This is a genomic window from Sphingopyxis sp. NFH-91 (genome assembly GCF_021401285.1).
In the GTDB taxonomy this organism is placed as follows: Bacteria; Pseudomonadota; Alphaproteobacteria; order Sphingomonadales; family Sphingomonadaceae; genus Sphingopyxis; species Sphingopyxis terrae_A.
In genome coordinates this window covers 12051-37554 of the sequence record NZ_JACBGA010000004.1, presented here as the reverse complement: position 1 = coordinate 37554, position 25504 = coordinate 12051, and the positions used below count along the sequence as shown (strand labels likewise).

Annotated in this window: 24 protein-coding genes; 11 read left to right on the top strand and 13 right to left on the bottom strand. The window is 65.2% G+C overall.

Features of this window, described 5'->3' with window-relative positions:
* Positions 1 to 34 precede the first annotated feature (34 nt).
* The 7 genes from L0963_RS10385 to L0963_RS10355 all read right to left on the bottom strand — a co-directional run bounded on the left by L0963_RS10385 (position 35) and on the right by L0963_RS10355 (position 9183).
* On the bottom strand, positions 35 to 1192 hold the full coding sequence (locus L0963_RS10385) for an XrtA/PEP-CTERM system-associated ATPase (protein WP_234179411.1): 1158 nt from the start codon (positions 1190 to 1192) through the stop codon (positions 35 to 37).
* 23 nt (positions 1193 to 1215) lie between these two features.
* Complete coding sequence (locus tag L0963_RS10380; RefSeq protein WP_062901979.1) at positions 1216 to 2964, bottom strand: hypothetical protein; 1749 nt, start codon at positions 2962 to 2964, stop codon at positions 1216 to 1218.
* Entirely contained in the window at positions 2961 to 3983 is a 1023-nt protein-coding gene (locus tag L0963_RS10375) for an AAA family ATPase (RefSeq protein ID WP_062903139.1), read from the bottom strand. The genes L0963_RS10380 and L0963_RS10375 overlap by 4 nt, the downstream gene beginning before the upstream one ends.
* A gap of 14 nt (positions 3984 to 3997) precedes the next feature.
* On the bottom strand, positions 3998 to 5533 hold the full coding sequence (locus L0963_RS10370) for an XrtA system polysaccharide chain length determinant (RefSeq protein WP_062901978.1): 1536 nt from the start codon (positions 5531 to 5533) through the stop codon (positions 3998 to 4000).
* Positions 5534 to 5586: 53 nt separating this feature from the next.
* A complete protein-coding gene (locus L0963_RS10365; protein ID WP_058812850.1) occupies positions 5587 to 6243 on the bottom strand; it encodes an XrtA/PEP-CTERM system exopolysaccharide export protein in 657 nt (218 codons plus the stop codon).
* A 184-nt stretch (positions 6244 to 6427) separates the two neighbouring features.
* A complete protein-coding gene (locus L0963_RS10360; RefSeq protein ID WP_234179409.1) occupies positions 6428 to 7657 on the bottom strand; it encodes a pyridoxal-dependent decarboxylase, exosortase A system-associated in 1230 nt (409 codons plus the stop codon).
* Entirely contained in the window at positions 7654 to 9183 is a 1530-nt protein-coding gene (locus tag L0963_RS10355) for an acyl-CoA ligase (AMP-forming), exosortase A system-associated (protein ID WP_234179407.1), read from the bottom strand. Before L0963_RS10355 ends, L0963_RS10360 begins: the two co-directional genes overlap by 4 nt.
* A 35-nt stretch (positions 9184 to 9218) precedes the next feature.
* Here L0963_RS10355 and L0963_RS10350 point away from each other — a divergent pair, with 35 nt between their 5' ends.
* From L0963_RS10350 to L0963_RS10335, 4 genes are read left to right on the top strand one after another with little or no spacing between them, the layout of a single operon-like run.
* Positions 9219 to 10220: a GNAT family N-acetyltransferase gene (locus L0963_RS10350; RefSeq protein WP_234179404.1), complete on the top strand. Its 1002-nt coding sequence runs from the start codon at positions 9219 to 9221 to the stop codon at positions 10218 to 10220.
* Positions 10217 to 10483 carry an acyl carrier protein gene (locus tag L0963_RS10345; RefSeq protein WP_062901974.1) on the top strand — a complete coding sequence of 89 codons (267 nt, stop codon included), beginning with the start codon at positions 10217 to 10219 and terminating at the stop codon, positions 10481 to 10483. The genes L0963_RS10350 and L0963_RS10345 overlap by 4 nt, the downstream gene beginning before the upstream one ends.
* An 18-nt stretch (positions 10484 to 10501) precedes the next feature.
* Positions 10502 to 11176, top strand: a complete 675-nt coding sequence (locus L0963_RS10340; RefSeq protein WP_234179402.1) for a hypothetical protein — start codon at positions 10502 to 10504, stop codon at positions 11174 to 11176.
* A complete protein-coding gene (locus L0963_RS10335; protein ID WP_062901972.1) occupies positions 11161 to 11952 on the top strand; it encodes a hydrolase 1, exosortase A system-associated in 792 nt (263 codons plus the stop codon). Before L0963_RS10340 ends, L0963_RS10335 begins: the two co-directional genes overlap by 16 nt.
* Positions 11953 to 12189: 237 nt before the next feature.
* Here the strand turns inward: L0963_RS10335 and L0963_RS10330 are convergent, their stop codons facing one another.
* The 4 genes from L0963_RS10330 to L0963_RS10315 are packed head-to-tail and all read right to left on the bottom strand — an operon-like array spanning position 12190 to position 14087.
* Positions 12190 to 13074, bottom strand: coding sequence for a pirin family protein (locus L0963_RS10330; RefSeq protein WP_058812839.1), 885 nt, complete (start codon positions 13072 to 13074; stop codon positions 12190 to 12192).
* Positions 13074 to 13445: a cupin domain-containing protein gene (locus L0963_RS10325; RefSeq protein WP_202988253.1), complete on the bottom strand. Its 372-nt coding sequence runs from the start codon at positions 13443 to 13445 to the stop codon at positions 13074 to 13076. The genes L0963_RS10330 and L0963_RS10325 overlap by 1 nt, the downstream gene beginning before the upstream one ends.
* Positions 13442 to 13801, bottom strand: coding sequence for a DUF2200 domain-containing protein (locus L0963_RS10320; protein ID WP_234179401.1), 360 nt, complete (start codon positions 13799 to 13801; stop codon positions 13442 to 13444). The genes L0963_RS10325 and L0963_RS10320 overlap by 4 nt, the downstream gene beginning before the upstream one ends.
* A gap of 7 nt (positions 13802 to 13808) precedes the next feature.
* Complete coding sequence (locus tag L0963_RS10315; RefSeq protein ID WP_440512188.1) at positions 13809 to 14087, bottom strand: BolA family protein; 279 nt, start codon at positions 14085 to 14087, stop codon at positions 13809 to 13811.
* Between the two features lie 28 nt (positions 14088 to 14115).
* Here L0963_RS10315 and L0963_RS10310 point away from each other — a divergent pair, with 28 nt between their 5' ends.
* The 3 genes from L0963_RS10310 (at position 14116) to cobS (ending at position 16332) form a co-directional block, all read left to right on the top strand.
* Positions 14116 to 14706, top strand: coding sequence for a DnaJ domain-containing protein (locus tag L0963_RS10310; RefSeq protein WP_003049017.1), 591 nt, complete (start codon positions 14116 to 14118; stop codon positions 14704 to 14706).
* Positions 14707 to 14717: 11 nt separating this feature from the next.
* Positions 14718 to 15155, top strand: a complete 438-nt coding sequence (locus tag L0963_RS10305) for a nuclear transport factor 2 family protein (RefSeq protein ID WP_003049016.1) — start codon at positions 14718 to 14720, stop codon at positions 15153 to 15155.
* A gap of 187 nt (positions 15156 to 15342) precedes the next feature.
* Positions 15343 to 16332 carry a cobaltochelatase subunit CobS gene (gene cobS, locus L0963_RS10300; RefSeq protein WP_003049013.1) on the top strand — a complete coding sequence of 330 codons (990 nt, stop codon included), beginning with the start codon at positions 15343 to 15345 and terminating at the stop codon, positions 16330 to 16332.
* Positions 16333 to 16363: 31 nt separating this feature from the next.
* On the opposite strand, the gene L0963_RS10295 is transcribed toward cobS, so the two are convergent.
* Positions 16364 to 17440 (bottom strand): DUF5694 domain-containing protein, encoded by a 1077-nt coding sequence (locus tag L0963_RS10295; RefSeq protein ID WP_234179720.1) that lies wholly within the window; start codon positions 17438 to 17440, stop codon positions 16364 to 16366.
* A 154-nt stretch (positions 17441 to 17594) separates the two neighbouring features.
* On the opposite strand from L0963_RS10295, the gene L0963_RS10290 reads away from it, so the two are divergent.
* Both L0963_RS10290 and cobT read left to right on the top strand, forming a co-directional pair.
* Positions 17595 to 18788 carry an alpha/beta hydrolase gene (locus L0963_RS10290; RefSeq protein ID WP_234179399.1) on the top strand — a complete coding sequence of 398 codons (1194 nt, stop codon included), beginning with the start codon at positions 17595 to 17597 and terminating at the stop codon, positions 18786 to 18788.
* Positions 18789 to 18835: 47 nt separating this feature from the next.
* Positions 18836 to 20659, top strand: a complete 1824-nt coding sequence (gene cobT / locus L0963_RS10285; protein ID WP_234179397.1) for a cobaltochelatase subunit CobT — start codon at positions 18836 to 18838, stop codon at positions 20657 to 20659.
* Between the two features lie 473 nt (positions 20660 to 21132).
* On the opposite strand, the gene L0963_RS10280 is transcribed toward cobT, so the two are convergent.
* Entirely contained in the window at positions 21133 to 21987 is an 855-nt protein-coding gene (locus tag L0963_RS10280; protein ID WP_234179396.1) for a hypothetical protein, read from the bottom strand.
* 253 nt (positions 21988 to 22240) lie between these two features.
* On the opposite strand from L0963_RS10280, the gene L0963_RS10275 reads away from it, so the two are divergent.
* Together L0963_RS10275 and L0963_RS10270 are read left to right on the top strand one after the other, a co-directional pair.
* On the top strand, positions 22241 to 23887 hold the full coding sequence (locus L0963_RS10275) for an acetolactate synthase large subunit (protein ID WP_202988252.1): 1647 nt from the start codon (positions 22241 to 22243) through the stop codon (positions 23885 to 23887).
* Positions 23888 to 23985: 98 nt separating this feature from the next.
* Complete coding sequence (locus L0963_RS10270; protein WP_234179394.1) at positions 23986 to 25419, top strand: aldehyde dehydrogenase family protein; 1434 nt, start codon at positions 23986 to 23988, stop codon at positions 25417 to 25419.
* The last annotated feature ends 85 nt before the right edge of the window (positions 25420 to 25504 follow it).

Here is a 25504-nt window from a genome sequence, read left to right as displayed (position 1 = left end):
TCTGCCGGTCGCATAGCCGAAATCGGCGCTGCCGTCAGGCCGCCCAAACCTGCGATTTTGCGGGGTTGGGGGCGTTTTCGGGATCGCGCTCGACCCATTCGATCAGCAGATCGAGAACCCGCCGCAGCGCTTCGTCCTGTTCGGCAATCCGCGTCTCTAGCGCCGAAATCTGCGCGTGCAGCGCATCGAACTGCGCCGTATCCCGCGGAACCGCGACTGCCGGCGCAGCGGCGTCTGTCGCGGGCGCCGCGAAGGGCGCGCGCTCTGCGCTTGCCACCGGCCATTCGTGCGGCACGGCGGCGTGCGGCGCGCTCGCCGTTGCGGCTTGCGCCACCACCTCCTCGACCGGCAGCGGCGCAAGGCTCGCCTCGTCGATGCCGCGGTCCGATTCGATCTCGGCAATCACATTGCGGACATGTTGGGCGTTGATGCGGTTGAGTTCCTCGACCGCGCCGAACAGCAGCAGGCGACTGACGAGGACGTTGAGCTTGCGCGGCACACCTTCGCTATAATCATACATCAGCTCGAAACTGTCGGGGCTGAAGCTCGGGTTGCCCGTCCAGCCCACCTTGCCGAGGCGGTGGAGGATATAGGGTTCGACTTCTTCAGGCTCCATCGGGTCGAGATGGTGCGTCGCGATCACGCGCTGGCGCAATTGTTCCAGCGTCGGCGAATGAAACAGCGTCTGGCGGAACTCGGGCTGGCCGAGCAGGAAGATCTGCAAAAGCGAATGGCCGCCAAGCTGGAAGTTCGACAGCATCCGCAGCTCTTCGAGCGCCGAGATCGCGAGATTCTGCCCCTCGTCGACGATCAACAGCGTGCGGCGGCCGGCGCGCGCCTGTTCGCGCAGATATTGCTCCATCGCGCGCAGCAGTTCGGCCTTGCTCTGCCCTTCCCATTCGATGCCGAATTGTTCGGCAACAAGGCGCAGCAGATCGTCGCCCTCGACCTGTGTCGACACCAGCTTGACCGCGGTCAGCCGGTTCGGATCGATCGTGTTCATCAAATGGCCGACCAGCGTCGTCTTACCCGCGCCGACATCGCCGGTGATGACGATGAAGCCTTCGCCCTGCGCCAGCCCATAGCCAAGGTAGGACATCGCCTTGCGGTGCGTTCCGCTCTCGAAATAGAAAGCGGGATCGGGCGTCAGCTGGAACGGGCGTCCGGTGAAGCCGTAGAATTGATCGTACATCGCAATAATCCCGTTGTGCTGGATCAGAAGTTGTAACGCAGGCCGACGAGCGCCGATCCGATAAGCTGGCTGTTGAAGCCATCTTGGTCGAAGGCGTTGAGTCCCGCCGCCGCCGTTCCGGTCAGGCCGCGCCAGAAGCGCCGCGAATAGGCCGCCGAGATACCGGCCGACTGGACGTCGGACGCGCCAGGCGAACCATTGTCGAAATAGTTGAGGTAGCCCGAAATGCTGAGGTCCGACGAGGAATCGAGCTGGCGCCCGGCGGAGACGAAAAGATAATAGGCCTCGTCCACCGTGCCGTTGATCGCGCCGAGTACCGATCCGGTCGGCACCAGCAGCTTGCGGCGGTCGTATCCCGCACCGACACCATAGCTCCAGCGGCCATAGCGCGACGACAGGATCGCCTGCACGCCGCTGCTGCGGAACTGCGCGGTTGTCGTATTGGCAAGCTGCGGGGCAAGGCATCCGCCACTCTGCTGCCCGAAGACGCAGGCGTTCACATCGCCGCTGATCGGGTTGCGCGTCGGGTCGAACTGCGTCGGCAGCGCCGACAGCCCTGTGGTCAGCCCGCGCCCGAAGCTCGAAAGTCCGTCATACACGCCAAGCTGGAACAGCGTCCTGTCGTCGGGACGATAGGCGAAGCTGCCGGTATAGACCGTGTCGCCATAGCGGCGGCCGACGCGTGCGGTCAGTGAGGTGCGCGGGCTCGGGCGCCACATCACGCCTGCATCCCAGATCAGCCCGTCGGTGTCGAACGAGAGCTGTCGGGGCTGCGACGTGTCGGTGACAAAACGGCCGTTCGAATCGCGCACCGGCACCCCATTGGTGTCGAGCAGCGGATCGCGCTGGCTAATCTGGACCTTTTCATAGCCCACGCCGCCCAGCAAGGCGACGCTGGGGCTGATCGGCACCGTAACGTCCGCGCGGGCATATTTGCCCTCGAACCGCTGGTCGAGCTGATTGCTATCCTCGCGCTCATAGCCGCCCGAAACCTGCCAGCCGAAGGGCAGATCGCCCGGACGCTGGCCGAGGCTGGCCCAAGCGACATGGTTGGTCGAGCTGTCATAGGCATCGCCGACCGGAACGCCCGGTGCGAGCACCGCGGGCGTATCGATGTCGACCTTCGTATAACCGAAACGATAGCCGGCTCCGAAGTCGAGGTTGCCGATGCGCTTGGTCAGCGTCGGACCGGCATAGATGGAATAGAGATTGGCGACATTGTTCGCGCCGCCGATGAACAGGCCGCTATCGGCGCCCCGACCGTCGGCGCGCGCACGGGTCGCAAGCGCGCCGCCTTCGATATTGAAGCCCTGCATCAGTTCGAGGCGCGCCCGCGCGAGACCGCTGAGCACGTCGGCATCTCCAAGACCGCCCGATTCCCCAAAGCGATGTTCGTAGCGAATCGTGGCTGCCGCCTCGGCGCGGCGCGTCGCGATCACCGCATCGACCCCGGCCGCTACGGTCGTGTAGGTGAGCACGTCGCCGCCATTCTTGAGCTCGGCAGTGAGTACCTGGCCGATCTCGAGATAGGGGCTGACCTCGACCTGGCGGCGCTTCTTCTGCTTCTCGGCGCGCTTGCCGCCCTTGCGGTCGCTTTCGCCGGACGCCGCACCCGAAGCCGGGGCAGCATTGCTTGCGCCCGAGCCCGAGCCCGAGCCCGAACCGGAACCGCTGTCCTGCGACCATTGGGCCTGCGCGCCCGTCGCCGTGCCGGCGAGCAACAACGCCGCGATTGCGGCCACGCCGCGCAAATAAGTCCGGTCGCGCATCATGACGCGCCTCCCTGTCCGTAATAGGTGCCGAAGCGGCGGCCGCCCGGCGAGAATTTCACCCCGTTGAGGAGCAGCTGGATATGCGGGCAACCGCCCATCAGCCCGACCGCATCTCGCAGCGAGGATTCGAGCGTCTGATCGGCGCGCACCACGATGATGAGCTGGCCGACATGCCCCGCGAGCACCGCGGCCGGCGATGCGGCGAGAACCGGCGGTGAATCGAGGATGATGATCCGCCCCGGCGCACCCTGTTCGAGCTGCGCGAGCAGCGTCTCGGTTCGGGCCGATGCCAGCAGTTCGGTGTCGTGCATATGCTGCGTTCCAGCAGGCATGACCTTCAGTCCCGGAATATCGGTCTGGATCAGGCAGTCGCCGAGCGGCAAGTGCGGATCGGCGAGCGCGTCCATCAGGCCCGGCCCATCGGGCAGCCCCAGCGTTTCGAGGACGCTGGGTTTGGCAATGTCGGCATCGATGAGCAGCACGTCATGATCGGCCTCGACCGCAAGGCTGAGCGCCAGATTGACCGCGGTAAAGGTCTTACCCTCGCCCGGATTGGCCGATGCGATCAGTACGCGGTGACCGCGCGGCACGACGGGACGGTTGGCGGTGCCCGCGAAGTTGCGAATGATCTCGCGCTTCACGATACGATATTCTTCGGCGATGCCGGTGACAGGCGCGCCAGGTACCACCATCCCGCGCGCCGCGAGCCGCTCGCGATCGATCTTGCCCTGCCGGTTGGCGGCGATCGCCGGGGCGGCGCGCGCCACCTCCTTGCGCGGCGATGCCTTTGCCGCGGGCGCGGACGTGGTCTCGACCGCCGGTACCGGCGCTTCGGGCGGCAGGATTTCGGGCTGCGGCGCTTCGGCGGCAGGCTTTGCCCTCTTCCCCTTGCGCTCGGGTTCGGGCGGAAGCTGCGACACGTCGATCGTCGGGGCATGCTTCGCGGGATCGAGGCCGAACATGTCGGCCGCGCGTTCGAGCAGCGAGGGCTGGCGCTTGACGGGGCGTTGGTCGTTCATGTCCTTTTCCTCGCTCACGCGACCATGCCACGCTGGACGAATTCGGCGACCAGCAGCAGCGCATAGAGGCCGACGAGCGCCGCGCCCCCGCTGGCAAGCCAGACAAGCCGCTTGCGCCGCTCGACGTGCCGGTCGGGCGTCACGACCTCGGTGATCGATCCGATGACGGGAAGTCCGCTCGCGCGCTCGAGCTTCGCGGCGGTAGCATAGCTTGTGCGCACCTGCGCCAGGCCGAAAGCCGCGCCGATGCCGCCGCCAATCCCGGCGAGCAGGACGAGCGTCAGGAACAGCGGGCGATTGGGCGCCGCAGGGCTGGTCGGCTTCGACGGCGGATCGAGCAACTCGATCCGGATCGCGTCGGTTTCGGTCTGCACGTCGCCGCGCAGCCGCACCTGTTCGCGCTGCGCGAGCAGCTTGTCATACTGTGCCTTCTGCGCCGTATATTCGCCGTTGATCCGGTCATATTCCGCGGCAATGCCCGGGTTCTGGATCTGCTGCGAGGTGATGCGCGCGATGTCGCCAGTGAGCTGCGCCTTGCGCGCCGACAGCGCGCTGACGGTGGCCTGACGCTCGGCGCGCATCGCGGCCAGCGACGAATAGGCGGGGTTCTGCATCCCGCCGCCACCGCCATTGCCTTCGCGGTCGGCCTGCGCCTTGAGCGAGGCGATCTGGCTCTTGAGCGCGATCACATCGGGGTGCGCGTCGGTCAGCCCGCGTGCGCGCATCGATGCAAGCTCGTTCTGCGCGCCCGCAAGCTGCTGCCGCGCGACGCCGCCGCCGACACCGCCTGCGCCCGGCACCGTCGCGGGGGTCGAGGCGAGCTGGCCGTTCGCGGCCGCCAGCGCCGCCTGCGCCGCAACCAGTTGTGTTTCGATCTGGCTGAGTTCGGCGCGCGCCGCATCGACGCGCTGGGCGGGCGATCCGGCGCCGCCCGGAATCAGGCCGATATTCTGCGCCTCGAACGCGGCGCGCCGCCCCTCGATCTCGCGCAGCGATTTTTCGCGGTCAGCGATCTGCGAATCGAGGAATTTCAGCCCCTCGCGTGCATCGACGCGGCCCCCGCGCAACTGATCGTCGCGAAAGACGGTGATCAGGCTGTCAAGCACACCGCTCGCCAGCTTGGCATTGTCGGCGTCCGACAGGCTGCCGATGCCGACGCTCGACGTGATTTCGAAGATATTGTCCTGCTGCGGCACGATCTTGATATTCTTTTGCAGCATCGCGACCGCGCCCGCTTTCTCGCGCTCGCCCGCACCCGCCGGGATCAGGCCGGTGGTCGTCGCGACCTTCTCCAGATTGCGCGCGCTGGTCAGCGTTTCGCGAATCTGGTCGATCTGCTGGCGCCCGCCGAACGATCCGCCCTGCGCATCGTCGGGCAGGATCTGGTTCACATCGACGAGCAGGCGCGCGCGGCTGTCATAGCGGTTCGGGATCGACGCGATCGCCAGCCAGCCCAGGATGCAAATGCCCCAGGCGACCGCGAGCACGAGCCAGCGCCGCGTCCAGACGCTGTGCACCGCAACCCGGAATTCGTCGTAAAGGCCGTTCATCGCTTGTCGTCAGTCCTTGCTGGGCAGTGGCGGTCGGGGGCGCGCAAACGCCGTCAGAACATGCTTTCGGGGATGATGATGACGTCGCCCGGCTGAAGCTTGACGTTCGCCTTGATGTCGCCGCGCTTGATCAGGTCGTTGAGGCGAAGCCCATATTCATGCTGCTTGCCGCTGCCCTTGTCGAAGCGGACGAGTCGCGCCTTGTTGCCAGCGGCATAGTCGCCGAGACCGCCGACCGCGATCATCGCGTCGAGCACGGTCATGTTCGCGCGATACGGAATCGACGCCGGCTTTTCGGTGGCGCCGACGACGCGCACCTGCTGCGAGAAGGTGCTGTTGAAGCTGGTGACGATCACGCTGACGATGGGGTCGGTGATATATTGGCTGAGCGCGAGCTTGATGTCCTGCTGGAGCATCGTCGGCGTCTTGCCGACCGCGGGCATGTCGGTGATCAGCGGCGTGGTGATCCGGCCATCGGGACGCACCTGCACCTTGCCGCCGAGTTCGGGGTTGCGCCACACGAAGATCTGCAGCTCGTCGAGCGGCCCGATGATATATTCCTCGCCGGGCCCTTCCTGGTTCGCGACGAAATTGGCGCTGGGAAGCTGCGGCGCGGTGGTGCCGGCCCCCATGCACCCGGTCAGCGCGGTCGCGGCGATGCCGGAAATCAGCGCGGCGCGGGCGGCGCGAAGCGAGGGGAAGGACGTCATGTTCAATTCACCTTTCGAGCGGACGGGTGCCGCCGCGGCGCCAATCCCCGCAGCAACAGCCAATGCGTCAGGGTCAGCCATGCTGGAAAAGGGTGAACATACCGTTAGTATTGGGATAAGTTGTGTCCGCGCTTGTCGCACATTGTGCCGCTTCGGCACAAAATTTAACCGCGTTCGGTAAGGTTCAGACGAGCATCTCGAGCGCCGGCCCCTGTCCGAGGAATGCAGCGGGGCTCGCCGAGGCGCCATAGGCGCCCGCCTGGAACAGCGCGATCAGATCGCCGACATCGGCGCGCGGCAAGCCAACCTGATCGCCCAGCCGGTCGAGCGGGGTGCACAGACAGCCGACGACTGACACGGTTTCGACGGCCTCGCGGCCGAACCGGCCGGCAACCGCGATCGGATAGTTGCGCCGGATCACCGTCCCGAAATTGCCGCTCGCGGCGAGCTGGTGATGCAGTCCTCCGTCGGTGACGAGGAAAGTTTCGCCGTGGCTGACTTTCCGGTCGACGACGCGCATGAGATAGACCCCGGCCTCGGCGACGAGCCAGCGGCCGAGTTCCATCGCAAAGCCGCTCTCTGCCAGCGCGGCGCCTCGCGCGCCGAGCGTTTCGGCGAGCCGCGCCCCGACCGTCGCAGCGTCGACCGCGCGGTCGCCGGGGAAATAGGGAACCCCCATGCCGCCGCCCAGGTTGACGAGCGGCGGCGTGGCGCCGACCGCCTCTGCAAGCCGCGCCGCGAGCGCGACCGTCTGCGCCTGCGTATCGGCGATCGCATCGGCATCAAGTGCCTGCGATCCTGCGAAAATATGAAAGCCGCGCCAATCGGCGCCGGCATCGATCAGCGTGCGGACCAGCGCCGGCACCGCGTCGGCATCGACCCCGAACGGCTTGGCGCCGCCGCCCATTTTCATGCCCGATCCCTTGAGGTCGAAATCGGGATTGACGCGCACTGCGAGCCGGGGCCGCGTCCCGATACGGTCGGCAATGGCCAGCGCCCGTGCCCCCTCCCCCGCCGATTCGAGATTGAGCGTCGCGCCCGCTACAATCGCCGCTTCCAGTTCGCGGTCGCGCTTGCCGGGGCCAGCGAAGCTGATGTGTTCGGCCGCCATGCCGCTCGCCAGCGCCAACGCCAATTCCCCGCCGGATGCCACGTCGAACCCGTCGACGATGGTCGCCATATGCGCGAGTAGCGGCGCGAAGGGATTGGCCTTCATCGCATAATGGAGCTGCACCTCACGGGGCATTGCGGCGCGCCATTCGGCGGCGCGCGCGGTCAGCATCGCGCGGTCATAGACAAAGAGCGGCGTGTCGCCCGCCGCCTCGGCGAGGGCATCGGCACGCCGGCCCCCTATGCGCAGCATGCCGTCGGCGTCGGCAGCAAAGCCGGGCGGGATCGGGCCGTGCGGCTTCATGCCGCCACCCCTGCACCCCATTCGGCCGCGATCGCGACGCGGTCGAGCTTGCCATTGGGATTGCGCGGCAACGCCTCGCGCCACTCGACTGCCTTGGGCTGCATGAAGTTGGGGAGCGTCCGGCGCAGTTCGGCGGCGAACGCCTCGCGGTCCGCATCGGCCTTGCCGCGCACGATCAACTGGATCGCAGCGCCCAGCCGCGCGTCGGGCACGCCGAAGGCGACGGCTTCATAGACCATGCCGGTGGCAACGGCGGCATCCTCGACCTCGGTCGGGCTGACGCGGTTGCCCGCGGTCTTGATCATCGCATCGTCGCGGCCGACGAAATAGAGCAGGCCGTCACCATCGCGGCGCACCGTGTCGCCCGACCACACGGCGATGCCGCCCCACGCCGATGCGGCAGGCGCCGCGCGGAAACGCTCGGCGGTGCGTTCGGCGTCGCGCCAATAGCCCTGCGCGACAAGCGGCCCGCAATGGACGAGCTCGCCCGCTTCGCCATCGGCGGTGATGCTGCCATCGGGTCGGCAGACGAGGATTTCGGCGTGCGGAATCGCACGGCCCATCGAGGTTGGATGCGCGGCGACGAGCGCCGGGTCGAGCCAGGTCGACCGGAACGCTTCGGTCAGGCCGTACATCGGATAAATGTCGGCCTCGACAAAAGTCGCGCGCATCGCGTCGATCAGCGACGGCGTCAGTGCGCCGCCGCTGTTGGTCAGGCGGCGCAGCGATGCGGCGACATCCACCGGCCAATCGACCTCGACCAGTTGCACCCATAAGGGAGGCACCCCGGCAAGCGTCGTCGCGCCGTGCCGCGCCACCGCCTTCACCACATCGCGCGGCGCCAGATAATCGAGCGGCGCCACCGCCGCACCTGCATACCAGGCCGAAAGAAGCTGGTTCTGGCCATAATCGAAGCTGAAAGGCAGCACCGCCAGCACGCGATCATCGGCGCCAAGCGCCAGATAGGTCGCGACACTCTCGGCACCAAGCCACAGATTGGCGTGGCTGAGCATCACGCCCTTGGGCCGCCCGGTCGATCCGCTGGTATAGAGAATGGCGACCAGATCGCCGGGATCGCCCGCCGAAGGGGGCAAGCGCTCCGGATGGCCGTCGATCGCCGCCTCGACCGCAGTCAGATCGCGCAGCGCACAGCCGCCGGGAAGGCCGTCGCCCAGCATGTCGGCCCGCGCGCGATTGGTAAGCAACAGCGCTGCGCCGCTGTCGGCCAGAATATGCGCGACCTGCGGCGCCTTCAGCAGCGGATTGACCGGCACATGGATCAGCCCGGCGCGCGCCGCGGCGAGCGGCATCAGGCAGGCGGCGCGCGTCTTCGCGCTCCAGCTCGCCACCCGGTCGCCGGGCCGGGCGCCCGCGGCGCGCAGCCATGCCGCCAGCCGGCCGACACCCGCATCGAGATCGGCAAACGACATCGGCGCGTCGCCGATGAGCAGCGCAGGCGCATCGGCCGCGCCGCGCAGCGCGAGATGGTCGAGGGGGTATGAGGGCGGGTTTTCGGCTTTGGTCATCGGCTGTTAGGACAGTGGTGATAGAGCGCCGCACCATGGATGGGAACGGTGAACATCACGCTAATGATGCCAAGCTGCCCGCCGCAGCACGCGGCATGGGCCATGCTTCGCCGTTCGACCGTCCCCAATGGTTCGACCTGCTCGCCGCGCACGGATTTGCCGGAGAAGGCCGAATCGATGCGGTGGGCTCCGCAGGCGAAACCGCGGCGTGGCTACCGCTTCGGCGTGAAAAATCGGGCGCGGTTTCCGGGCTTGCCAACTGGTACAGCTTTGCGATCCGCCCGCTTTATACCGGCCAGGGCGACCATATGGCGGCGCTGCGCGACCTGTTCGCACGCGCCCGCGCCGAGGCCGCACGCCTGACGCTCTATCCCGTGCCCGATGCCGAAAAGGACAGCATCGCAACCGCGATGCGCGCCGCCGGCTGGTGGGTGCGCGCGGTGCCGGCGGGCGATCGCCACTGGCTCGACCTGACGGGGCTCGATCATGACGGCTGGTGGGCCACCCGCCCCGGCGCGCTGCGCAGCACGGTCCAGCGCAAGGCGAAAAAGAATATTGTCGCGATCGAGATTCTGACCGCATTCGACGCCGATGCCTGGGCGGCCTATGAGCATATCTACGCCGCGAGCTGGAAGCCCGAAGAGGGCAACCCCGCTCTGCTCCGCGCCTTTGCCGAAGAAGAAAGCGCGCGCGGCACCTTTCGCATGGGGCTGGCGCGGATCGACGGCGAAGCGGTGGCGGCGCAATATTGGACGGTGGAGGACGGCACCGCCTTCATCCACAAGCTCGCGCATGTCGAGGACAGTCTGAAGGCATCGCCCGGCACCCTGCTTTCGGCGGCTCTGTTTCGCCATGTCATCGCGGTCGATGGCGTGCGCCGTATCGATTTCGGGACGGGCAACGACGCCTACAAGCGCGACTGGATGAACCGGCACGAGCCCTTGTGGCGATTGGAGGCTTTCAATCGCGGGCGCATCGCGGCATGGGGACCGGCATTGAAGGCCTTTGCCCGTTCGCTGCTCAGGAAAGACCCATGACCGAAGTCCATAAAGTCGACGCCACCCTTCGCGCCCTGCTCGCCGACGTCCTCGGCCTTGGCGCCGAACGCGCGGCAGCGCTGACCGAAGACAGCGGCCTGTTCGGCGAACTGCCCGAATTCGATTCCATGGCCGTCGCAACCGTGCTGACCGAGATGGAGGACCGTCTCGGCATCCTGATCGACGATGACGACGTCGACGGCGAAATCTTCGAAACCTATGGCAATCTGCTGCGCTTCGCCGAACGCAAGGTTCAGGGCTGACCGACATGCGAGGGGCGAATGGAAGAGCATAGGCTTCGCATCGCGCCCGTCGGCACGCCCCGCGCGACGATCCTGGTCGCGGCCCCCTTGTTCGAGGAAGCGAACCGCAGCCGCCGCACTATCGTGCGCGCGATGCGCGCCTTGGCGGCGCAAGGTTTCGCCGCCGTGCTTCCCGACCTGCCGGGCCAGAATGAAAGCCCCGTCGCGCTCGCCGATGTCGATTTGAACCGGTGGCAGAGCGCCTTTGCCGAGACGGCCGGTGAAATAGAGGGGCCGATCATTATCGCCGCGCTGCGCGGCGGCGCGCTGATCGACCATCAGGCCGCGGCCGCCGCATGGTGGCGGCTGGCGCCCGTCGGCGGCAGCTCGCTGCTCCGCACCCTGCTGCGTGCGCGCGTCAGCGCCGATCGCGAGGCGGGCGTGACATCTTCGCTCGACAGCCTTCAGGAACAGGCGAAAAGCGAGCCCTTGCTGCTCGCCGGCAATTGCTTGTCGCCGGCGATGGTCGCGTCCCTCGCGACAAGCGAGCCGCAGGCGGTCACGCCGCTGCGCACTGTGGCGCTGGGCAGCGGCGACGAAGCGATTGCCGGCACGCCGCTGTGGCTGCGCGCCGAACCGGGCGAAGACGCCGCCATGGCTGACGCGATGGCGGCCGACATCGCCGCATGGAGCCGGACATGCGGCATCAGCTGACCTTCCTCTGCGAAGGCGCGGCGCTGGCCGCAAGCTTCGACGATGCGCCGGGCACGACCGGGCTGCTGATCGTGTCGGGCGGCAACGAGATTCGCAGCGGCGCGCATCGCGGCATGGCGATGCTGGCACAGCGGATCGCGGCGGCGGGTCACCCGGCCTTTCGCTTCGATCGCCGCGGGATCGGCGACAGCGAAGGCGAGAATGGCGGCTATATGCACAGCGGCCCCGACATCGCCGCCGCGATCGCCGCGTTTCGCACGGCCGCGCCGCACGTCACCCGCATCATTGCCTTCGGCAATTGCGATGCCGCGAGCGCGCTGCTGCTGCACCAGCCGCTCCCACTCGACGGTCTGATCCTCGCCAATCCGTGGACTTATGATGATGCGGAATCGGATGCAGGCGAACAGCCGGCGCTGCCGCCAGCCTCGGCGATCCGCGCACGCTATCTGGCGCGGATCAAGGATCCGAAAAGCCTGCTGCGCCTGCTGAAGGGCGAGATCGATATCGGCAAACTGGTCCGCGGCCTGTCGGCGATGAAACGGACGCCGCAAGCCGCCGCACCCGACAGCCTCGCCGCGCGCCTCGACGCGGCGATGACCGCGCTGGCTTGCCCCGCGACGATCCTGCTCGCGACCGGCGACCGCACCGCGCAGGCATTCATCGCGCATTGCCGGCCCGCAAACATCCCGGTCAAGCGTCTCGACAGCGCGTCGCACAGCTTCGCGGGCGGCGACGCGGACTGGCTGTTTGCAAGGATATTGGAACGGCTGCGCTGACGGCGGCTTTGGGATCGAATGCGGACATTGCCACTTCCCCACCCGCTCACCCTGAGCTTGTAGAAGGGTGAACGGAGTGTGGTAGGCGAGCCTATTCGCCTTTCGTCATCCCGGACTTGATCCGGGATCCATTGTTCCGACGCTGCGTGAATGGATCCCAGATCAAGTCCGAGATGACGGTGAAGAAAGTCGTTCGGCGCGACCCGCGAAAGGTAGGCCCTGCAAGCTCGCAATCGATCACGGATAGCCCGGCGTCTTGGGCGCGTCGGGCAGCGGGATGAATTCTTCGCTGTCGCCCGCGACCAGCGGGAAATTGCCGTCCTTCCAGTCGTGCTTCGCCTGATTGATCCGGTCGCGCGAAGAGCTGACGAAATTCCACCACAGGTGCCGCGGGGTGCGGAAGGCTTCGCCGCCGAGCAGCATCACGCGCGCGTCGGTGGCGGCGCGCAGCGTCATCGCCTGCCCCGGCTTCAATATATAGAGGCTGTAACGGTCGAGCGCTTCGCCATCGAGGGTCGCGTCGCCCATCGCGACCAGCACCGCCCGCTCATCGGCCTCCGCCTCAATCGGCAGGCTGGCTCCCGCCGCCATCAATATGTCAGCATAGATGGTCGCGGCGTGCTGGGTGATCGGCGATGTCGCGCCCCATAGCGTCCCCATGATCACGCGTGCCGACACCTTGCCGTCCTCAATCAGCGGCAGATCTTCCTTGGCGACATGTTCGAACGCCGGGTCGATCTCTTCTTTGCCGTCGGGCAGCGCCAGCCACGTCTGCATGCCCGAGATCGGCGATCCGGTCGCGCGTTCGGCCGCGGGCGTGCGCTCCGAATGGACGATGCCGCGCCCGGCGGTCATCAGGTTGCACGCGCCCGGCCGGATCGTCGCCCACGTACCAAGACTGTCGCGATGGTCGATCGCGCCTTCGAACAAATAGGTGACGGTGGCGAGGTTGATGTGCGGATGCGGGCGCACGTCCATCCCCTGCCCGATGTCGAAATGCGCCGGTCCGAACTGATCGACGAAGATGAAGGGGCCGACCATCGTCCGCTCCTTGTTCGGCAGCGTGCGCCGCACATCGAAAGCCCCGATGTCATGGGTCGAGGGGGTAATGACGGTGAACATCAGCCGATCCTTTCCAGCCTGTGGCGCGTCTTGTCGGTTTCGACCGTGCCGGTGTTGCGCGTCGATCCCGGTTCGAGCAGCAGCACATGGCACTCGCCGTCCAGCGCCTCGGGACAATGTTCGGTTCCGTGCGGCACGATGATGAATTCGCCCGGCCCGACGATCACGTCGCCGCTACGCAGGCCCATCTTCATCCGGCCCTGCACCACCAGAAACAATTCATCTTCCGTTTCATGGTGATGCCAGTCGAACTTGCCTTCGAATTTGACCAGCCTGACCTGAAAATCATTGATGTCGCCGGCGACACGCGGGTTCCAGTGATCGTGGAAGGTCGCAAAGGCTGCGGCGAGGTTGACCTTGCCGATCGTCATGGCGCGGGCGCCCGCAATATCTTGTCCATCGCCTTGCCCTTCGCCAGTTCGTCGATCAGCTTGTCGAGATAGCGTATCTCGCGCATCAGCGGATCGTCGATTTCTTCGATACGCACGCCGCAGATGACGCCGCGAATCTGCGTGCGTGCCGCATTCATCGCCGGCGCGCCCGCGATAAAGCCGGCGTAATCGGTGCCGGCCGCGAGCAAAGCCTCGAGCTCCTGCTGGCTGTAGCCGGTGAGCCAACCGATAACCTGATCCACCTCGGCCTTCGTTCGTCCCTTGCGTTCGGCCTTGGTGACCAGCAGCGGGTAAACCTTCGCGAAGCTCATCCGATAGATGCGATGCTCGGTCATCCGCGCCTCATTCGCCCGGCGCGAGCGCCCGGATCGCCAGCGCGTGAACGCGGTTGCCCGGCATGTCGCCGAGCGCCTTGTTTACTGCCCGCTGGCGCGCGACGCGGGTCTGGCCCGCGAAGCCCGCCCATCGGATCGTCAGGCTGAAATGCGATTCGCCGCTGCCGTCATCGCCGGCGTGGCCGTGATGCGCCGCGCTGTCGTTATTCAGGGTGAAATCGGCGTCGGGGAAAGCCGCGGCGAGCAGCGTTTCCATTTCGCGTTGGGCTGGACCTTTTTGCGTCATGCCTCCATGTTGGGAGCAGATACCCAGCATGACAAGCCCCCGCTCCCCCCGATTCCACGGCCGCGTTCCGCGTGAGGCCCCTTGCGCGGTTCCCGGCTGCCAAGAGCCCGGCGAATTTCGCGCCCCCGCTTCGCCGCACCGCTCGCCCGACGGACCGCCACCCTATCGCTGGCTGTGCCTCGACCATGTTCGCGAATTCAACGCGGGCTATAATTATTTCGAGGGCATGAACGCCGACCAGATCATGGCCGCGCAGTCGCCGACCGCGGGTTGGGAGACCGAAAGCCGCACCTTTCGCGCTGCCGGCAGCGCCGACCTGCCGCCGCGCTGGGCCGATTTCAAGGATCCGATGGATGCTCTCGGCGCGCGCTTTCGCCAGCGCATGGACGAGGCGCGGCGCGAAGCCGCCGACCCGCGCTTCACCCGCGAGGAGCATCGCGCGCTGCAGCTGATGGGGCTCGCCACCGATGCCGACCGCGCGGCGCTGCGCCGCCGCTACAGCGAGCTGGTGCGCAAATATCACCCCGACCGCAACGGCGGCGACCGCAGCCATGAGGTGCGGCTGGGCGAAGTCGTCGCGGCCTATCAATTGCTGCGCAAGGCCAGGCCATTTGCATAGGAGAGGCACGGATGAGCGAACTCGACGCGGCGCGGATCGAAACGGTGAAACGCCATATGGCGCTGGAGATCACCCACGACTGGGACGGAGTGATCGCGACATTCGATCATCCACGTTACGAACTGCTCGGCCCCGGCACCGTCTTTGACGGCGAGGCCGCAGTGCGATCCTATTTCGCCGCGTCGCGCGAACCCTTTCCCGATCAGGCGAACGAGATCATCGCGATCGCCGCCGACGCAGCGACCGACACGGTGCTCGTCGAATTCTGGCTGACCGGCACGCACCTCGGCCCGCTGAAGCTGGGGCTACGAACCGTCGAGCCGACGGGCAAGGCGTTTCGCATTCGCATGGCGGCGAGTTTCGAATTCGCCCCCGGCAGCGACCGGATCGTCTGCGAGCGCCCCTATTACGACCAGTCGGCGGTGATGAAGGCGCTTGATCTGTTCTGAATAAGGCGTTGCAAGGGGCAACCCATCGCGATACCGCGCTCCCAAGGTCGGCGGCACCCCGCCGACTCCTCTTCCCCGTCACCCTGAACTTGGTTCAGGGTCCATTCGGCGCTCCATTTCAGACGGTGCGCCGAATGGATGCTGAAACAAGTTCAGCATGACGAGCATGAAACTGATGGACGCGATCATGACCGATATTCCGAACAGCCTTCCCGACCATCATGGTTCGACGCTGCTGGCAGCGCCCGATACCGAGGTCGATGCGCGCGAGCTGTTCGGGGTCGACATCGACATGAAGGTGCCGGCGTTCAGCGAATCCGACGAGCGGGTTCCCGACCTCGACCCCTCCTATGTCTTCGACGGCGACACCACGCTCGCGATCCTCGCGGGCTTCAAATATAACCGCCGCGTCATGGTGCAGGGCTATCACGGCACCGGCAAATCGACGCATATCGAACAGGTGGCGGCGCGGCTGAAATGGCCGTGCATCCGTATCAACCTCGACGCGCATATCAGCCGCCTCGACCTTGTCGGGCGCGATGCGATCGTGCTGCGCGACGGCAAGCAGGTGACCGAATTCCGCGAAGGCCTGCTCCCTTGGGCGTTGCAGACGCCGACCGCGCTCGTCTTCGACGAATATGACGCGGGGCGGCCCGACGTAATGTTCGTGATCCAGCGCGTGCTGGAAGCCGAAGGCAAGCTGACGCTGCTCGATCAGAACCGCGTCATCCGCCCGAACCCGCACTTCCGCCTGTTCGCCACCGCGAACACCGTCGGGCTGGGCGACACGAGCGGGCTCTATCACGGCACGCAGCAGATCAACCAGGGCCAGATGGACCGCTGGAACATCGTTGTGACGCTGAACTATCTGCCCGCGGCGACCGAGAGCGAGATCATCCTGAAGAAGGTGCCGGGTACCGACGATGCCACCGTCGCCAATATGGTGAAGGTTGCGGATCTGACGCGTCAGGGCTTCGTCAACGGCGATATCTCGACTGTCATGTCGCCGCGCACCGTCATCAGCTGGGCCCAGAATGCGGCGATCTTCCACAGCCTGGGCTTCGCCTTCCGTCTGTCGTTCCTCAACAAGTGCGACGAGGCCGAACGGATGATCGTCGCCGAATATTATCAGCGCGTGTTCGGCGAAGACCTGCCCGAAGGCGTCGTCGGCAAATAAGGCGAGAGAGCGCGCGCCTTTCCCCTCCCGTTCAGCGCAGCACCGCCTCGGCATCGACGAGCCGGATGTCGTGCATCATGTGCAGATAGGCTTCGAAATAGCCCTTGTGCGACGCGCCGACGATGACGAGCGCACGCGCACCGGGCTGCGCCGCCATCGCGGCGCGGATATTGGCGACCATGCGCAGGTTCCGCGTTTCCCACCAGCCGGTGTAGTAGCGGCCGTAATGCTGCGGCGACGGCTCGGCGAGCGCGGCACCGAAATCGCTGTCGAACGCCATCCGCGTCGCCTCCGGGCTGTTGTAGGCGCGATAGAGGGCGAGCACGCCGTCACCGTCGAGCCGCTTTCTGAGGTCGGCGTCGATAGCGCTGCGCTTCGCGGTCACCGGATTGTCCCAAGCGCGCTGGATCGCTTCGCCATAACCCGCTTCACCCGAGACGCGATTGGTCGCCGCATCGGCGCTGTGATCGTCGACCGAATAGACACGCTCGAGCCCCAGCCGCGCGGCGAGCGCCGCGCCGATCAGGAAATTTTCGTTGCGACGCGTCGTCAGCATCGTCAGCCGTTCGGCCAGCACCGCATCGAGCCCGTCGCCCGCGCGGCGTTCGGTCGCGGGCAAGCGCAGCCATTGGACCAGCGCCGATGCCTGCTCGCCGCCGGCCAGGAAAACCGCGGCGAGATGCCGGCGCTGCGCCGCGGTGGGCTCGGCGGGCCAGTCGGCGAGGAGCCGCTCCGCCTCGACCGTCGCTGCCGGAACGTCGAGCCCCGTCGCCGCGCGCGCAGGTTCGGGGCTCCAGCAATAATCGTCATACACGCCGGGATAGATCGGCTTGTAGCGCAGCAGCATCTCGCAATCGGGGCCCGAGAGCCCTTCGATGGTGACGATCTGCGGCTGCCACGCGGCGAGCCTGGCCAGCAGCGGGTCGAGGGCTTTGGCATCGAAATCCTTGGGAAAGCCAGACAGGTGCGGCGATCCGAGCACGAGCGCCTGCCCCGGCTCGCCCGCGACAGTCTGCTTGAGCCGGCTCGGGTCGAAGCTCGGCTCATAGGCGGGAGCCGCGGGCGCGGCGGTTGCAGCGAGCATCAGCGCGGCAAGTGCGAACATGATTTTCCTTCCCTGTCGCTGCACGGCCAACCGCGCGCAGCGGAGCCACTATAACAACGTGTATTAATTCATCAATACAGCCTGAAGCCGCACTTCGCGCTTCCAAAGCCCGCTGCGCTCTGCCAGCGTCGCCGCCATGATCCGGCGATTCCCGCGCATGCCCCGCCTCCCCAAGCGCCTGTTCGCTTTCGCTCTCGCCTTCCCGCTTGCAGGATGCGCGACCGCGGTCGATTATGGCAAGGTTCCGCATTCGGCCTATGTCGCCGACGCACGCTGCACCGCGCAGGCCGGGGCGGAGGTCGATACCGCGGCGTTGCCGCTCTTCTTCGTCACGAGCCGCCTTCCCGATTGCCGGACGCCCGACATCCGGCTGACCAACCATCGCGGCGACTGCATCCGCTATGGCCGCTTCGCCGCGCCGCACGACAGAAAGGTCGACGGCAAGACGCGCTTTCTGACCCCGCTTGCGTTTCAGGAGGCGGGCGACTGGTGGGCGGGTCTGCAGGCCGAAACCGATCGCCGCCAAGGCCGCGTCCTCCTTTATGTCCATGGTTATCGCGAGACGTTCGAAACGACGTCGAAGGATGCGGCGCAGATCGCGCGGATGACGGGATTCGACGGGCCGATCGTCGAATATAGCTGGCCGTCGCAGGGCAAGCTGCTGAGCTATGCCGTCGACGAAACCAACATGTATCATGACGTGCGCAATTTCCGCCTGTTCCTGAAGGCGCTGGCCGAGCGTCCGTGGGTAAAGGAAATCGTCGTCGTTTCGCACTCGCTCGGCGCGCGGTTGGTGATACCCGCAATCGCCTATGTCGACCGGACGGCGCCGAGCGCGGACAGCAGCAACATTTCCAACATCATCCTCGCCTCGCCCGATTTCGACCGCGAGACGTTCGAGCGCGACATTGCGAACGACGTACTCGCCACCGCGCGGGTCGCGCGCGACCGACGCATCACCGCCTATGTTTCGCGCAGCGACAAGGCGCTGGCCGCATCGCGCGCGCTGCACGGCTATCCGCGGCTCGGCTCTCCCTATTGCTTCGATCCGTTCGAGGCGGCCGATCTGCGCGCAAAGGGCCTGCCCGAACGCTGCTACGCCGCCGCCATTCCGGGCCTGACGATCGTCGACACCACCGACATTTCGCGCGGATCGACGGGGCACAGCGATTTCCTGCGCAGCGCGCTCGCCTGTATGGATTTTGTCGACATGATCCGCGACAAGCGCAGCCGGCCCGAACGCACGCCCACGCATCTCGCCCATGTCTTTCGCCTCGCCCCCGATCCACAGGTGCCGAGCCGGCTCGACGAGACGAATTGCAACCGTCTCCCCGATGGCGACACGGATTAGAGCCGATGCTCTTCCTTCGTGGGTGAAAGCCCGTTAGAGCCGATTCGATGTCCGGCCAGTCTCCCCTCGACGATTTCAAGACCGCGCTGTCGAGTGTAGCGCGCGCCGTGACGCGCGATGCCGAGGTCGAGGTGGGTTTCACCGCTGACGCGCCGGTACAGATCGGCAAGCAGATCAAGGTGCCGACCCCGTCGCGCACCCTTCCGCCCGATCAGGTGGCCGAGGCGCGCGGCTTTGCCGACAGCTATGCGCTGCGCATGAAGCATCATAGCGACACGGTGCATGCCGCAGCGCGACCGGTCGAACCGCTCGCCGCCGCGGCCTTCGATGCGATGGAGCGCGCGCGGGTCGAGGCGCTGGGCGCCCGCAGCATGGCGGGTATGCGCGCCAATCTGCGCGCCAGCCTGGCCATGCGGATGCGCAGCGACCCGATCAGCCGCGCGCAGGATCGCGGCGAAGTCCCGATATCGAGCGCGCTCGAACTGATGCTGCGCGAGGCGCTGACCGGCGAACAGGCGCCGCAGGGCACCGAAACCGGGCTGTCGCTGGTGCGCGAGTGGATCAGCCAGGACGCCGGCGCCGACCTGACCGCGCTCGCGATGTTGATCGACGATCAAGCCGCCTTTGCCGAAACCGCGCGGCTGGCGCTGCGCCACCTCGACCTGATGCAGGCCGACGACCCGCTGGAGGAAGGCGCCGAGGACGGCGGCGAGGACGATCAGACCGAAGCCGAAGAGAGCCAGGAAGAACAGGAAAGCGAGGACGGCGGCACCGGCGAGAGTCAGGTCGACGCGCGCGCCGAAATGTCGGGCGATCAGGCCGACGATGGCGAAAGCGATCCCGACGCGCAGGAAATGGAAGCCGACGGCGAGCCGGAGATGGGCGGCGAAGGCGACGAGGGCATGTTGCCCGTGCGGCCCAACCGCCTGCCCACCGACGTTCCCGATTTCAACTATGTCCGCTTCACCGAGAAGCATGACGAGATCGTCGCCGCCACCGAATTATGCGACGAAGAGGAATTGACGCGGCTGCGCGCCTATCTCGACCAGCAGATGACGCATCTGCAGGGCGCGGTGACGAAGCTCGCCAACCGGTTGCAGCGCCGCCTGATGGCGCAGCAGAACCGTGCCTGGGATTTCGATCAGGAGGAAGGCCAGCTCGACGCCTCGCGTCTTGCCCGCGTCGTCGTGTCGCCGGGCCATTCGCTGTCATACAAGATCGAGCGCGATACCGATTTTCGCGATACCGTCGTCACGCTGCTCCTCGACAATAGCGGGTCGATGCGCGGGCGGCCGATCAGCATTGCGGCGATCAGCGCCGATATTCTGGCCCGCACGCTCGAACGCTGCGGCGTGAAGACCGAGATTCTGGGCTTCACGACGCGGACGTGGAAGGGCGGGCAGAGCCGCGAGGACTGGCTCGCCGCGGGACGCCCACCGCACCCCGGCCGCCTCAACGACCTGCGGCACATTATCTACAAGCCCGCCGACGAACCCTATCGCCGCGCGCGCAAGTCGCTCGGCCTGATGATGCGCGAGGGGTTGCTGAAAGAGAATATCGACGGCGAAGCGCTGATGTGGGCGCACGCCCGCATCGTCAATCGGCCCGAAGAACGCCGCATTCTGATGGTGATCAGCGACGGCGCGCCGGTCGACGACAGCACGCTGTCGGTCAATCATGGCGCCTATCTCGACCAGCATCTGCGCCAGGTGATCGATTGGATCGAAAAGAAATCGCCGGTCGAGCTGTGCGCGATCGGCATCGGCCACGACGTAACGCGCTATTACAGCCGCGCGGTCACGATCATGGATGCCGAGCAATTGGGCGGCACGATGGTCGAACAATTGGCGGGGTTGTTCGACATAGAATGAGCGTAGCGGAGGGGGGCGCTAGCCTGAGCAGTCCGGAGAGCTCGCTCGCCCCGCTGCCCACCGCTTGAACGATACGTCTATTGCCTCAAGCATAACGGTTGGATCATCGCGCAAATCTCGCCCTTTGATTTTGGCTTCGCCTTCCCACGACTTTTCGCACAACGACCCCGATGCGGAACTCCATTCTACCTGGATTCTAAGTTGGGATTTTGGCGCCTTCCCAATGCCCATGTACGCCGTGCACACGCTTGCCTCGATACTGACAATGCTAGGGAGGGCGTCATCCGTGCCAACACGCTCAGCCACATTGCGTCGAGACGGAAGCGCGATGTCGCGCGCCTTAAGGGCTCCCGCCGGAACGCAAACCAAGCCTTTTTTTACGCCCCCTACCTTGCGTTCACCCTCGATCGCCAAATCTACTGGTAACTGGTCTCCGGTTCCCGCGAGCATCAAAAAAATAGGGAAAAGCAACATCATTTAACCGTGAAATCAAACACACGAGCTGTCATTGCACCACCGACCGCAGCACCAGGCATCGCTTGGATGAACCCATATTCTCCGGGAGAAAGGTCGACTGTCGGCGTAACTTTATAGACGCCCGGACGAACCAGATCATAATCGAAAGACAGACGATCCTTGTCCATTACCCCCATTTTGCTGCCACCGATATTCATGCTTCCGACCCTTGCCTCACGTCGCCCCTTCTTTGGCATCAGCCCGATCAGAGAAAATTCGTTAGGCGACGCCGCAGCGGCCACCGTGGCGCCCGCCCACGGACTGACATTACTGGCTGTGGCCGGATTGGACTCGTCAAAAAAGAAGTAGAAGATGGCCCGTTTCGAAGGGGTGATGGTCCGCGCGCTTTCGTTAGCGATCGCAACCTTTATGCTCATGGACGCGATGCCCCCGGTAAGCGCATACCCAAAAATGCCACCTGTCTTCGCTTGATTTGAGACCGTGTAGTCGATCCTGTGCATCCGGGGCGCGGCATCACTTTGAAGAATATACAACCCAGCAGGGTGAGGTATCATCGGATCAGGCGAGTCGAGCGACAGTGACGAAGGTGGCGGCGCCTTCGCGGCATTCCGTTCAATCATCGCCGCGATTACCGATCCGGTAATGCCCTTGCCACTAAGTTGGATCAACGCATCGGTGGATGTATCAAATTCCGCATCCTCATTCGCGATCTTTGCGATGATCGCCTCGTCGCTGATGCCGGCATTGTGGAGCAATACGATGGTGTCGTTCGACAGCGTCTCCGCTTGGGCGGGATAGGGGGCAAGAATGACCAACCCAGTAACCGCAAGATAATTTGCAAAACGCCCCACAATATCCCCCTTAAAAACTTACAGGCGCCGATTGCCACGAAGGGATGTGACCAACAAGAGCAATTCAATCACTTTTGGATGTGCTTGAGCGCTGGTGACAACCCCTTCGCTGCCGGTTACACATTGCCGCCGGCGCCGCAGGGACTCGCAGCCCCACGACGGGACTCGCTACGCCGATTGACGGGCCGATGGTCGCTGGCACGGGCTTGGGCCGCACCGATTTGGGGTGCGCTGCTGAAGGGGGCGAGTGACCGTGAAAAAAGCATCTGACCTGTTCATCGAATGTCTGGAAGAAGAAGGCGTCGAATATATCTTCGGCGTTCCGGGCGAGGAAAATCTCGACTTTCTCGACAGCCTGTCGCGTTCGAAAAAAATCAAGCTGATCCTGACCCGCCATGAGCAGGGGGCGGGCTTCATGGCCGCGACCTATGGCCGTCACACCGGCAAGACCGGCGTGTGCCTTGCGACACTGGGGCCCGGCGCGACCAATTTCGTCACCGCTGCCGCCTATGCCCAGCTTGGCGGCATGCCGATGATGATGATCACCGGGCAGAAGCCGATCAAGAAATCGAAGCAGGGCCGGTTCCAGATCCTCGACGTCGTCGCGATGATGGGGCCGATCACCAAATATACGCACCAGATGGCCTCGTCGGACAATATCCCGAGCCGCGTGCGCGAGGCTTTCCGCCTCGCGGAGGAAGAAAAACCCGGCGCGGTGCATATCGAACTGCCCGAGGATATCGCCGACGAACATACCGAAAGCCTGCCGCTGAAGCGCAGCCATTCCCGCCGCCCCACCGCCGACGTCAAATCGATCCGCGAGGCGGTGAAGGCGCTCGAAAGTGCGAAGGCGCCGGTACTGGTAATCGGCGCGGGCGCGAACCGCACGATGACCAGCCGGATGCTGCTGCAGTTCATCGAAAAGACCGGCATCCCCTTTCTGACCACCCAGCTCGGCAAGGGCGTGATCGACGAGCGGCATCCGAAATTCCTCGGGTGCGCGGCGCTGTCATCCGGAGATTTCGTGCACCGCGCGGTCGAGGCGTCGGACTGCATTGTCAACATCGGTCACGATGTGATTGAAAAGCCGCCCTTCTTCATGCAGCGCGGCGGGCCCACCGTTATCCATGTGTCCACCAAGACCGCCGAGGTCGATCCGGTCTATTTCCCCGGCATCGAGGTCATTGGCGATATTGCCAATGCGATCTGGCAGATGAAGGAGGATATCGTGCCGAACGGCGGATGGTCGTTCGACCATATGCTCGCTTATCGCAAAGCCGAGGTCGAGCATACCGCCCCGCTCGCCGCCGACACGCGCTTCCCGATCTTTCCGCCGCATCTGGTGCAGCAGGTCCGCGACGCGATGCCCGACGACGGCATCATCTGCCTCGACAATGGCGTCTACAAGATCTGGTTCGCGCGCGGCTACACCGCCTACCGCCCGAACACCGTGCTGCTCGACAATGCGCTCGCGACGATGGGCGCAGGCCTGCCCAGCGCGATGATGTCGGCGATGGTCTACCCCGACCGCAAGGTCATGGCGATCTGCGGCGACGGCGGTTTCATGATGAACAGTCAGGAGATGGAGACCGCGGTCCGCTTGGGGCTCAACCTGACCGTGCTGATCCTCAACGATTCAAGCTATGGCATGATCCGCTGGAAACAGGCGAATATGGGGTTCAAGGATTGGGGGCTGACCTATGGCAACCCCGATTTCGTGAAATATGCCGAAAGCTATGGCGCGCACGGCCACCGCGTCGAAAGCGCGGCGCACCTCAAGGAACTTCTTGCGCATACGCGCGATACTCCCGGTGTGCACCTGATCGATTGCCCGGTAGATTATTCGGAGAATGACCAGATTTTGAACATCGACATCAAGAAGCTGTCGAAGGAACTCTGACGGTCGCGAAACCCGTTCGCCCTGAGCTTGTCGAAGGGCCGTTTTTGTCTTCAAGGAAGGACAGGGCTTCGACAGGCTCAGCCCGAACGGAGTAAGAAATGCAGCTCAAGGACGTCTACCCGCTCTATCTCAACAACAAGGCGGTGCAGCCGAACACCGACCTCAAGGTGATCGACAAATTCACCGGCGAAATCGCTTTCCGTACCGCACTGGCGACCCCCGATGTCATCGATGAAGCCATCGCCGGCGCGGTGCGCGCCGCCGAGCCGATGGCGCGGCTCGCGAGTTACGAGAAGCAGGATGTCCTCAATCATTGTGTCGCGCGCTTCAAGGAACGCTTTGACGAGCTTGCCTATGCGCTGTGCGTGGAAGCGGGAAAGCCGATCGCCGACAGCGAGGGTGAGGTCGGGCGCCTGATCGACACCTTCCGCATCGCCGCCGAAGAGGCGACGCGCAACTATGGCGAGATCCAGCCGCTCGACATATCGGCGCGCGCCAAGGGTTATATGGGGATGTGGAAGCGGGTGCCGATCGGCCCGTGCAGCTTTATCTCGCCGTTCAATTTTCCGCTCAACCTTGCGGCGCACAAGATCGCGCCCGCGATCGCGATGGGCTGCCCCTTCGTGATGAAGCCCGCCTCGATGACGCCGCTGGGCGCGATCATCATGGGCGAAGTTCTGGCGGAATGTGACATATTGCCCGAAGGCGCGTTCAGCATCCTGCCCGCGAGCCGCGACGGCGCCGATCTGTTCACCACCGATGACCGGCTGAAATTGCTGAGCTTCACCGGCTCGCCCGGCGTCGGCTGGGACCTCAAGGCCAAGGCCGGCAAGAAAAAGGTCGTGCTCGAACTCGGCGGCAATGCTGCCGTGATCGTCGACAAGGACGCCGAGCTCGATCATGCGCTCGCGCGGATCATCTTCGGTGGCTATTACCAGTCGGGGCAAAGCTGCATCCATGTGCAGCGCGTCATCATCCACGCCGACATCTACGACCGTTTCCGCGATATGCTTGCCGCCAAGGTGAAGACGCTCAAATCGGGCGATCCCAAAAAGCGCGACACCTTCATCGGCCCGATGATTTCGGCAAAGGAAGCAGAGCGGCTCAAGGGCTGGATCGACGACGCGGTCGCGGCCGGGGCGACGTTGCTCGCCGGTGGCGGCTGCGGGGGCAATATGCTCGAGGCGACACTGCTCGAAAATGTGCCCGAGGGGGCGGACGTGGTGCGCGAGGAAGCCTTCGGCCCGGTGGTCGTCCTGTCGCGCTTCACCGACTGGAACGCTGCACTGGCGGAGGTCAACGACAGCAAATTCGGCTTGCAGGCCGGGATCTTTACCCGCGACATTCACAAGATATTGGAAGCGTGGGACGACCTCGACGTCGGCGGCATCGTCGTCAATGACGTCTCCTCCTACCGCGTCGACAATATGCCCTATGGCGGGGTCAAGGATTCGGGCCTCGGGCGCGAGGGCATCCGTTTCGCGATGGAGGATATGAGCGAAATCCGCAACCTGGTGATCCGGCGCGTCTGATCCTCGATAAACTGCGTCTGGAAACGGCCAATAGTCACCGAACCGCCGCAAAACATTCTTCAAACTGTCGCGGCTTTGATTCGCC

What these genes read in the sequence shown, in the direction of transcription:
- L0963_RS10330 (WP_058812839.1), bottom strand. Translation starts at nt 13,074, where the DNA reads ATGTTCACCGTCATTACCCCCTCGACCCATGACATCGGGGCTTTCGAT.
- L0963_RS10380 (WP_062901979.1), bottom strand. Translation starts at nt 2,964, where the DNA reads ATGATGCGCGACCGGACTTATTTGCGCGGCGTGGCCGCAATCGCGGCG.
- L0963_RS10310 (WP_003049017.1), top strand. Translation starts at nt 14,116, where the DNA reads ATGACAAGCCCCCGCTCCCCCCGATTCCACGGCCGCGTTCCGCGTGAG.
- L0963_RS10360 (WP_234179409.1), bottom strand. Translation starts at nt 7,657, where the DNA reads ATGAAGCCGCACGGCCCGATCCCGCCCGGCTTTGCTGCCGACGCCGAC.
- cobT (WP_234179397.1), top strand. Translation starts at nt 18,836, where the DNA reads ATGTCCGGCCAGTCTCCCCTCGACGATTTCAAGACCGCGCTGTCGAGT.
- L0963_RS10370 (WP_062901978.1), bottom strand. Translation starts at nt 5,533, where the DNA reads ATGAACGGCCTTTACGACGAATTCCGGGTTGCGGTGCACAGCGTCTGG.
- L0963_RS10340 (WP_234179402.1), top strand. Translation starts at nt 10,502, where the DNA reads ATGGAAGAGCATAGGCTTCGCATCGCGCCCGTCGGCACGCCCCGCGCG.
- L0963_RS10270 (WP_234179394.1), top strand. Translation starts at nt 23,986, where the DNA reads ATGCAGCTCAAGGACGTCTACCCGCTCTATCTCAACAACAAGGCGGTG.
- L0963_RS10375 (WP_062903139.1), bottom strand. Translation starts at nt 3,983, where the DNA reads ATGAACGACCAACGCCCCGTCAAGCGCCAGCCCTCGCTGCTCGAACGC.
- L0963_RS10345 (WP_062901974.1), top strand. Translation starts at nt 10,217, where the DNA reads ATGACCGAAGTCCATAAAGTCGACGCCACCCTTCGCGCCCTGCTCGCC.
- L0963_RS10355 (WP_234179407.1), bottom strand. Translation starts at nt 9,183, where the DNA reads ATGACCAAAGCCGAAAACCCGCCCTCATACCCCCTCGACCATCTCGCG.
- L0963_RS10290 (WP_234179399.1), top strand. Translation starts at nt 17,595, where the DNA reads ATGCCCCGCCTCCCCAAGCGCCTGTTCGCTTTCGCTCTCGCCTTCCCG.
- L0963_RS10325 (WP_202988253.1), bottom strand. Translation starts at nt 13,445, where the DNA reads ATGACGATCGGCAAGGTCAACCTCGCCGCAGCCTTTGCGACCTTCCAC.
- L0963_RS10335 (WP_062901972.1), top strand. Translation starts at nt 11,161, where the DNA reads ATGCGGCATCAGCTGACCTTCCTCTGCGAAGGCGCGGCGCTGGCCGCA.
- L0963_RS10365 (WP_058812850.1), bottom strand. Translation starts at nt 6,243, where the DNA reads ATGACGTCCTTCCCCTCGCTTCGCGCCGCCCGCGCCGCGCTGATTTCC.
- L0963_RS10350 (WP_234179404.1), top strand. Translation starts at nt 9,219, where the DNA reads ATGGATGGGAACGGTGAACATCACGCTAATGATGCCAAGCTGCCCGCC.
- L0963_RS10315 (WP_440512188.1), bottom strand. Translation starts at nt 14,087, where the DNA reads ATGACGCAAAAAGGTCCAGCCCAACGCGAAATGGAAACGCTGCTCGCC.
- L0963_RS10305 (WP_003049016.1), top strand. Translation starts at nt 14,718, where the DNA reads ATGAGCGAACTCGACGCGGCGCGGATCGAAACGGTGAAACGCCATATG.
- cobS (WP_003049013.1), top strand. Translation starts at nt 15,343, where the DNA reads ATGACCGATATTCCGAACAGCCTTCCCGACCATCATGGTTCGACGCTG.
- L0963_RS10320 (WP_234179401.1), bottom strand. Translation starts at nt 13,801, where the DNA reads ATGACCGAGCATCGCATCTATCGGATGAGCTTCGCGAAGGTTTACCCG.
- L0963_RS10385 (WP_234179411.1), bottom strand. Translation starts at nt 1,192, where the DNA reads ATGTACGATCAATTCTACGGCTTCACCGGACGCCCGTTCCAGCTGACG.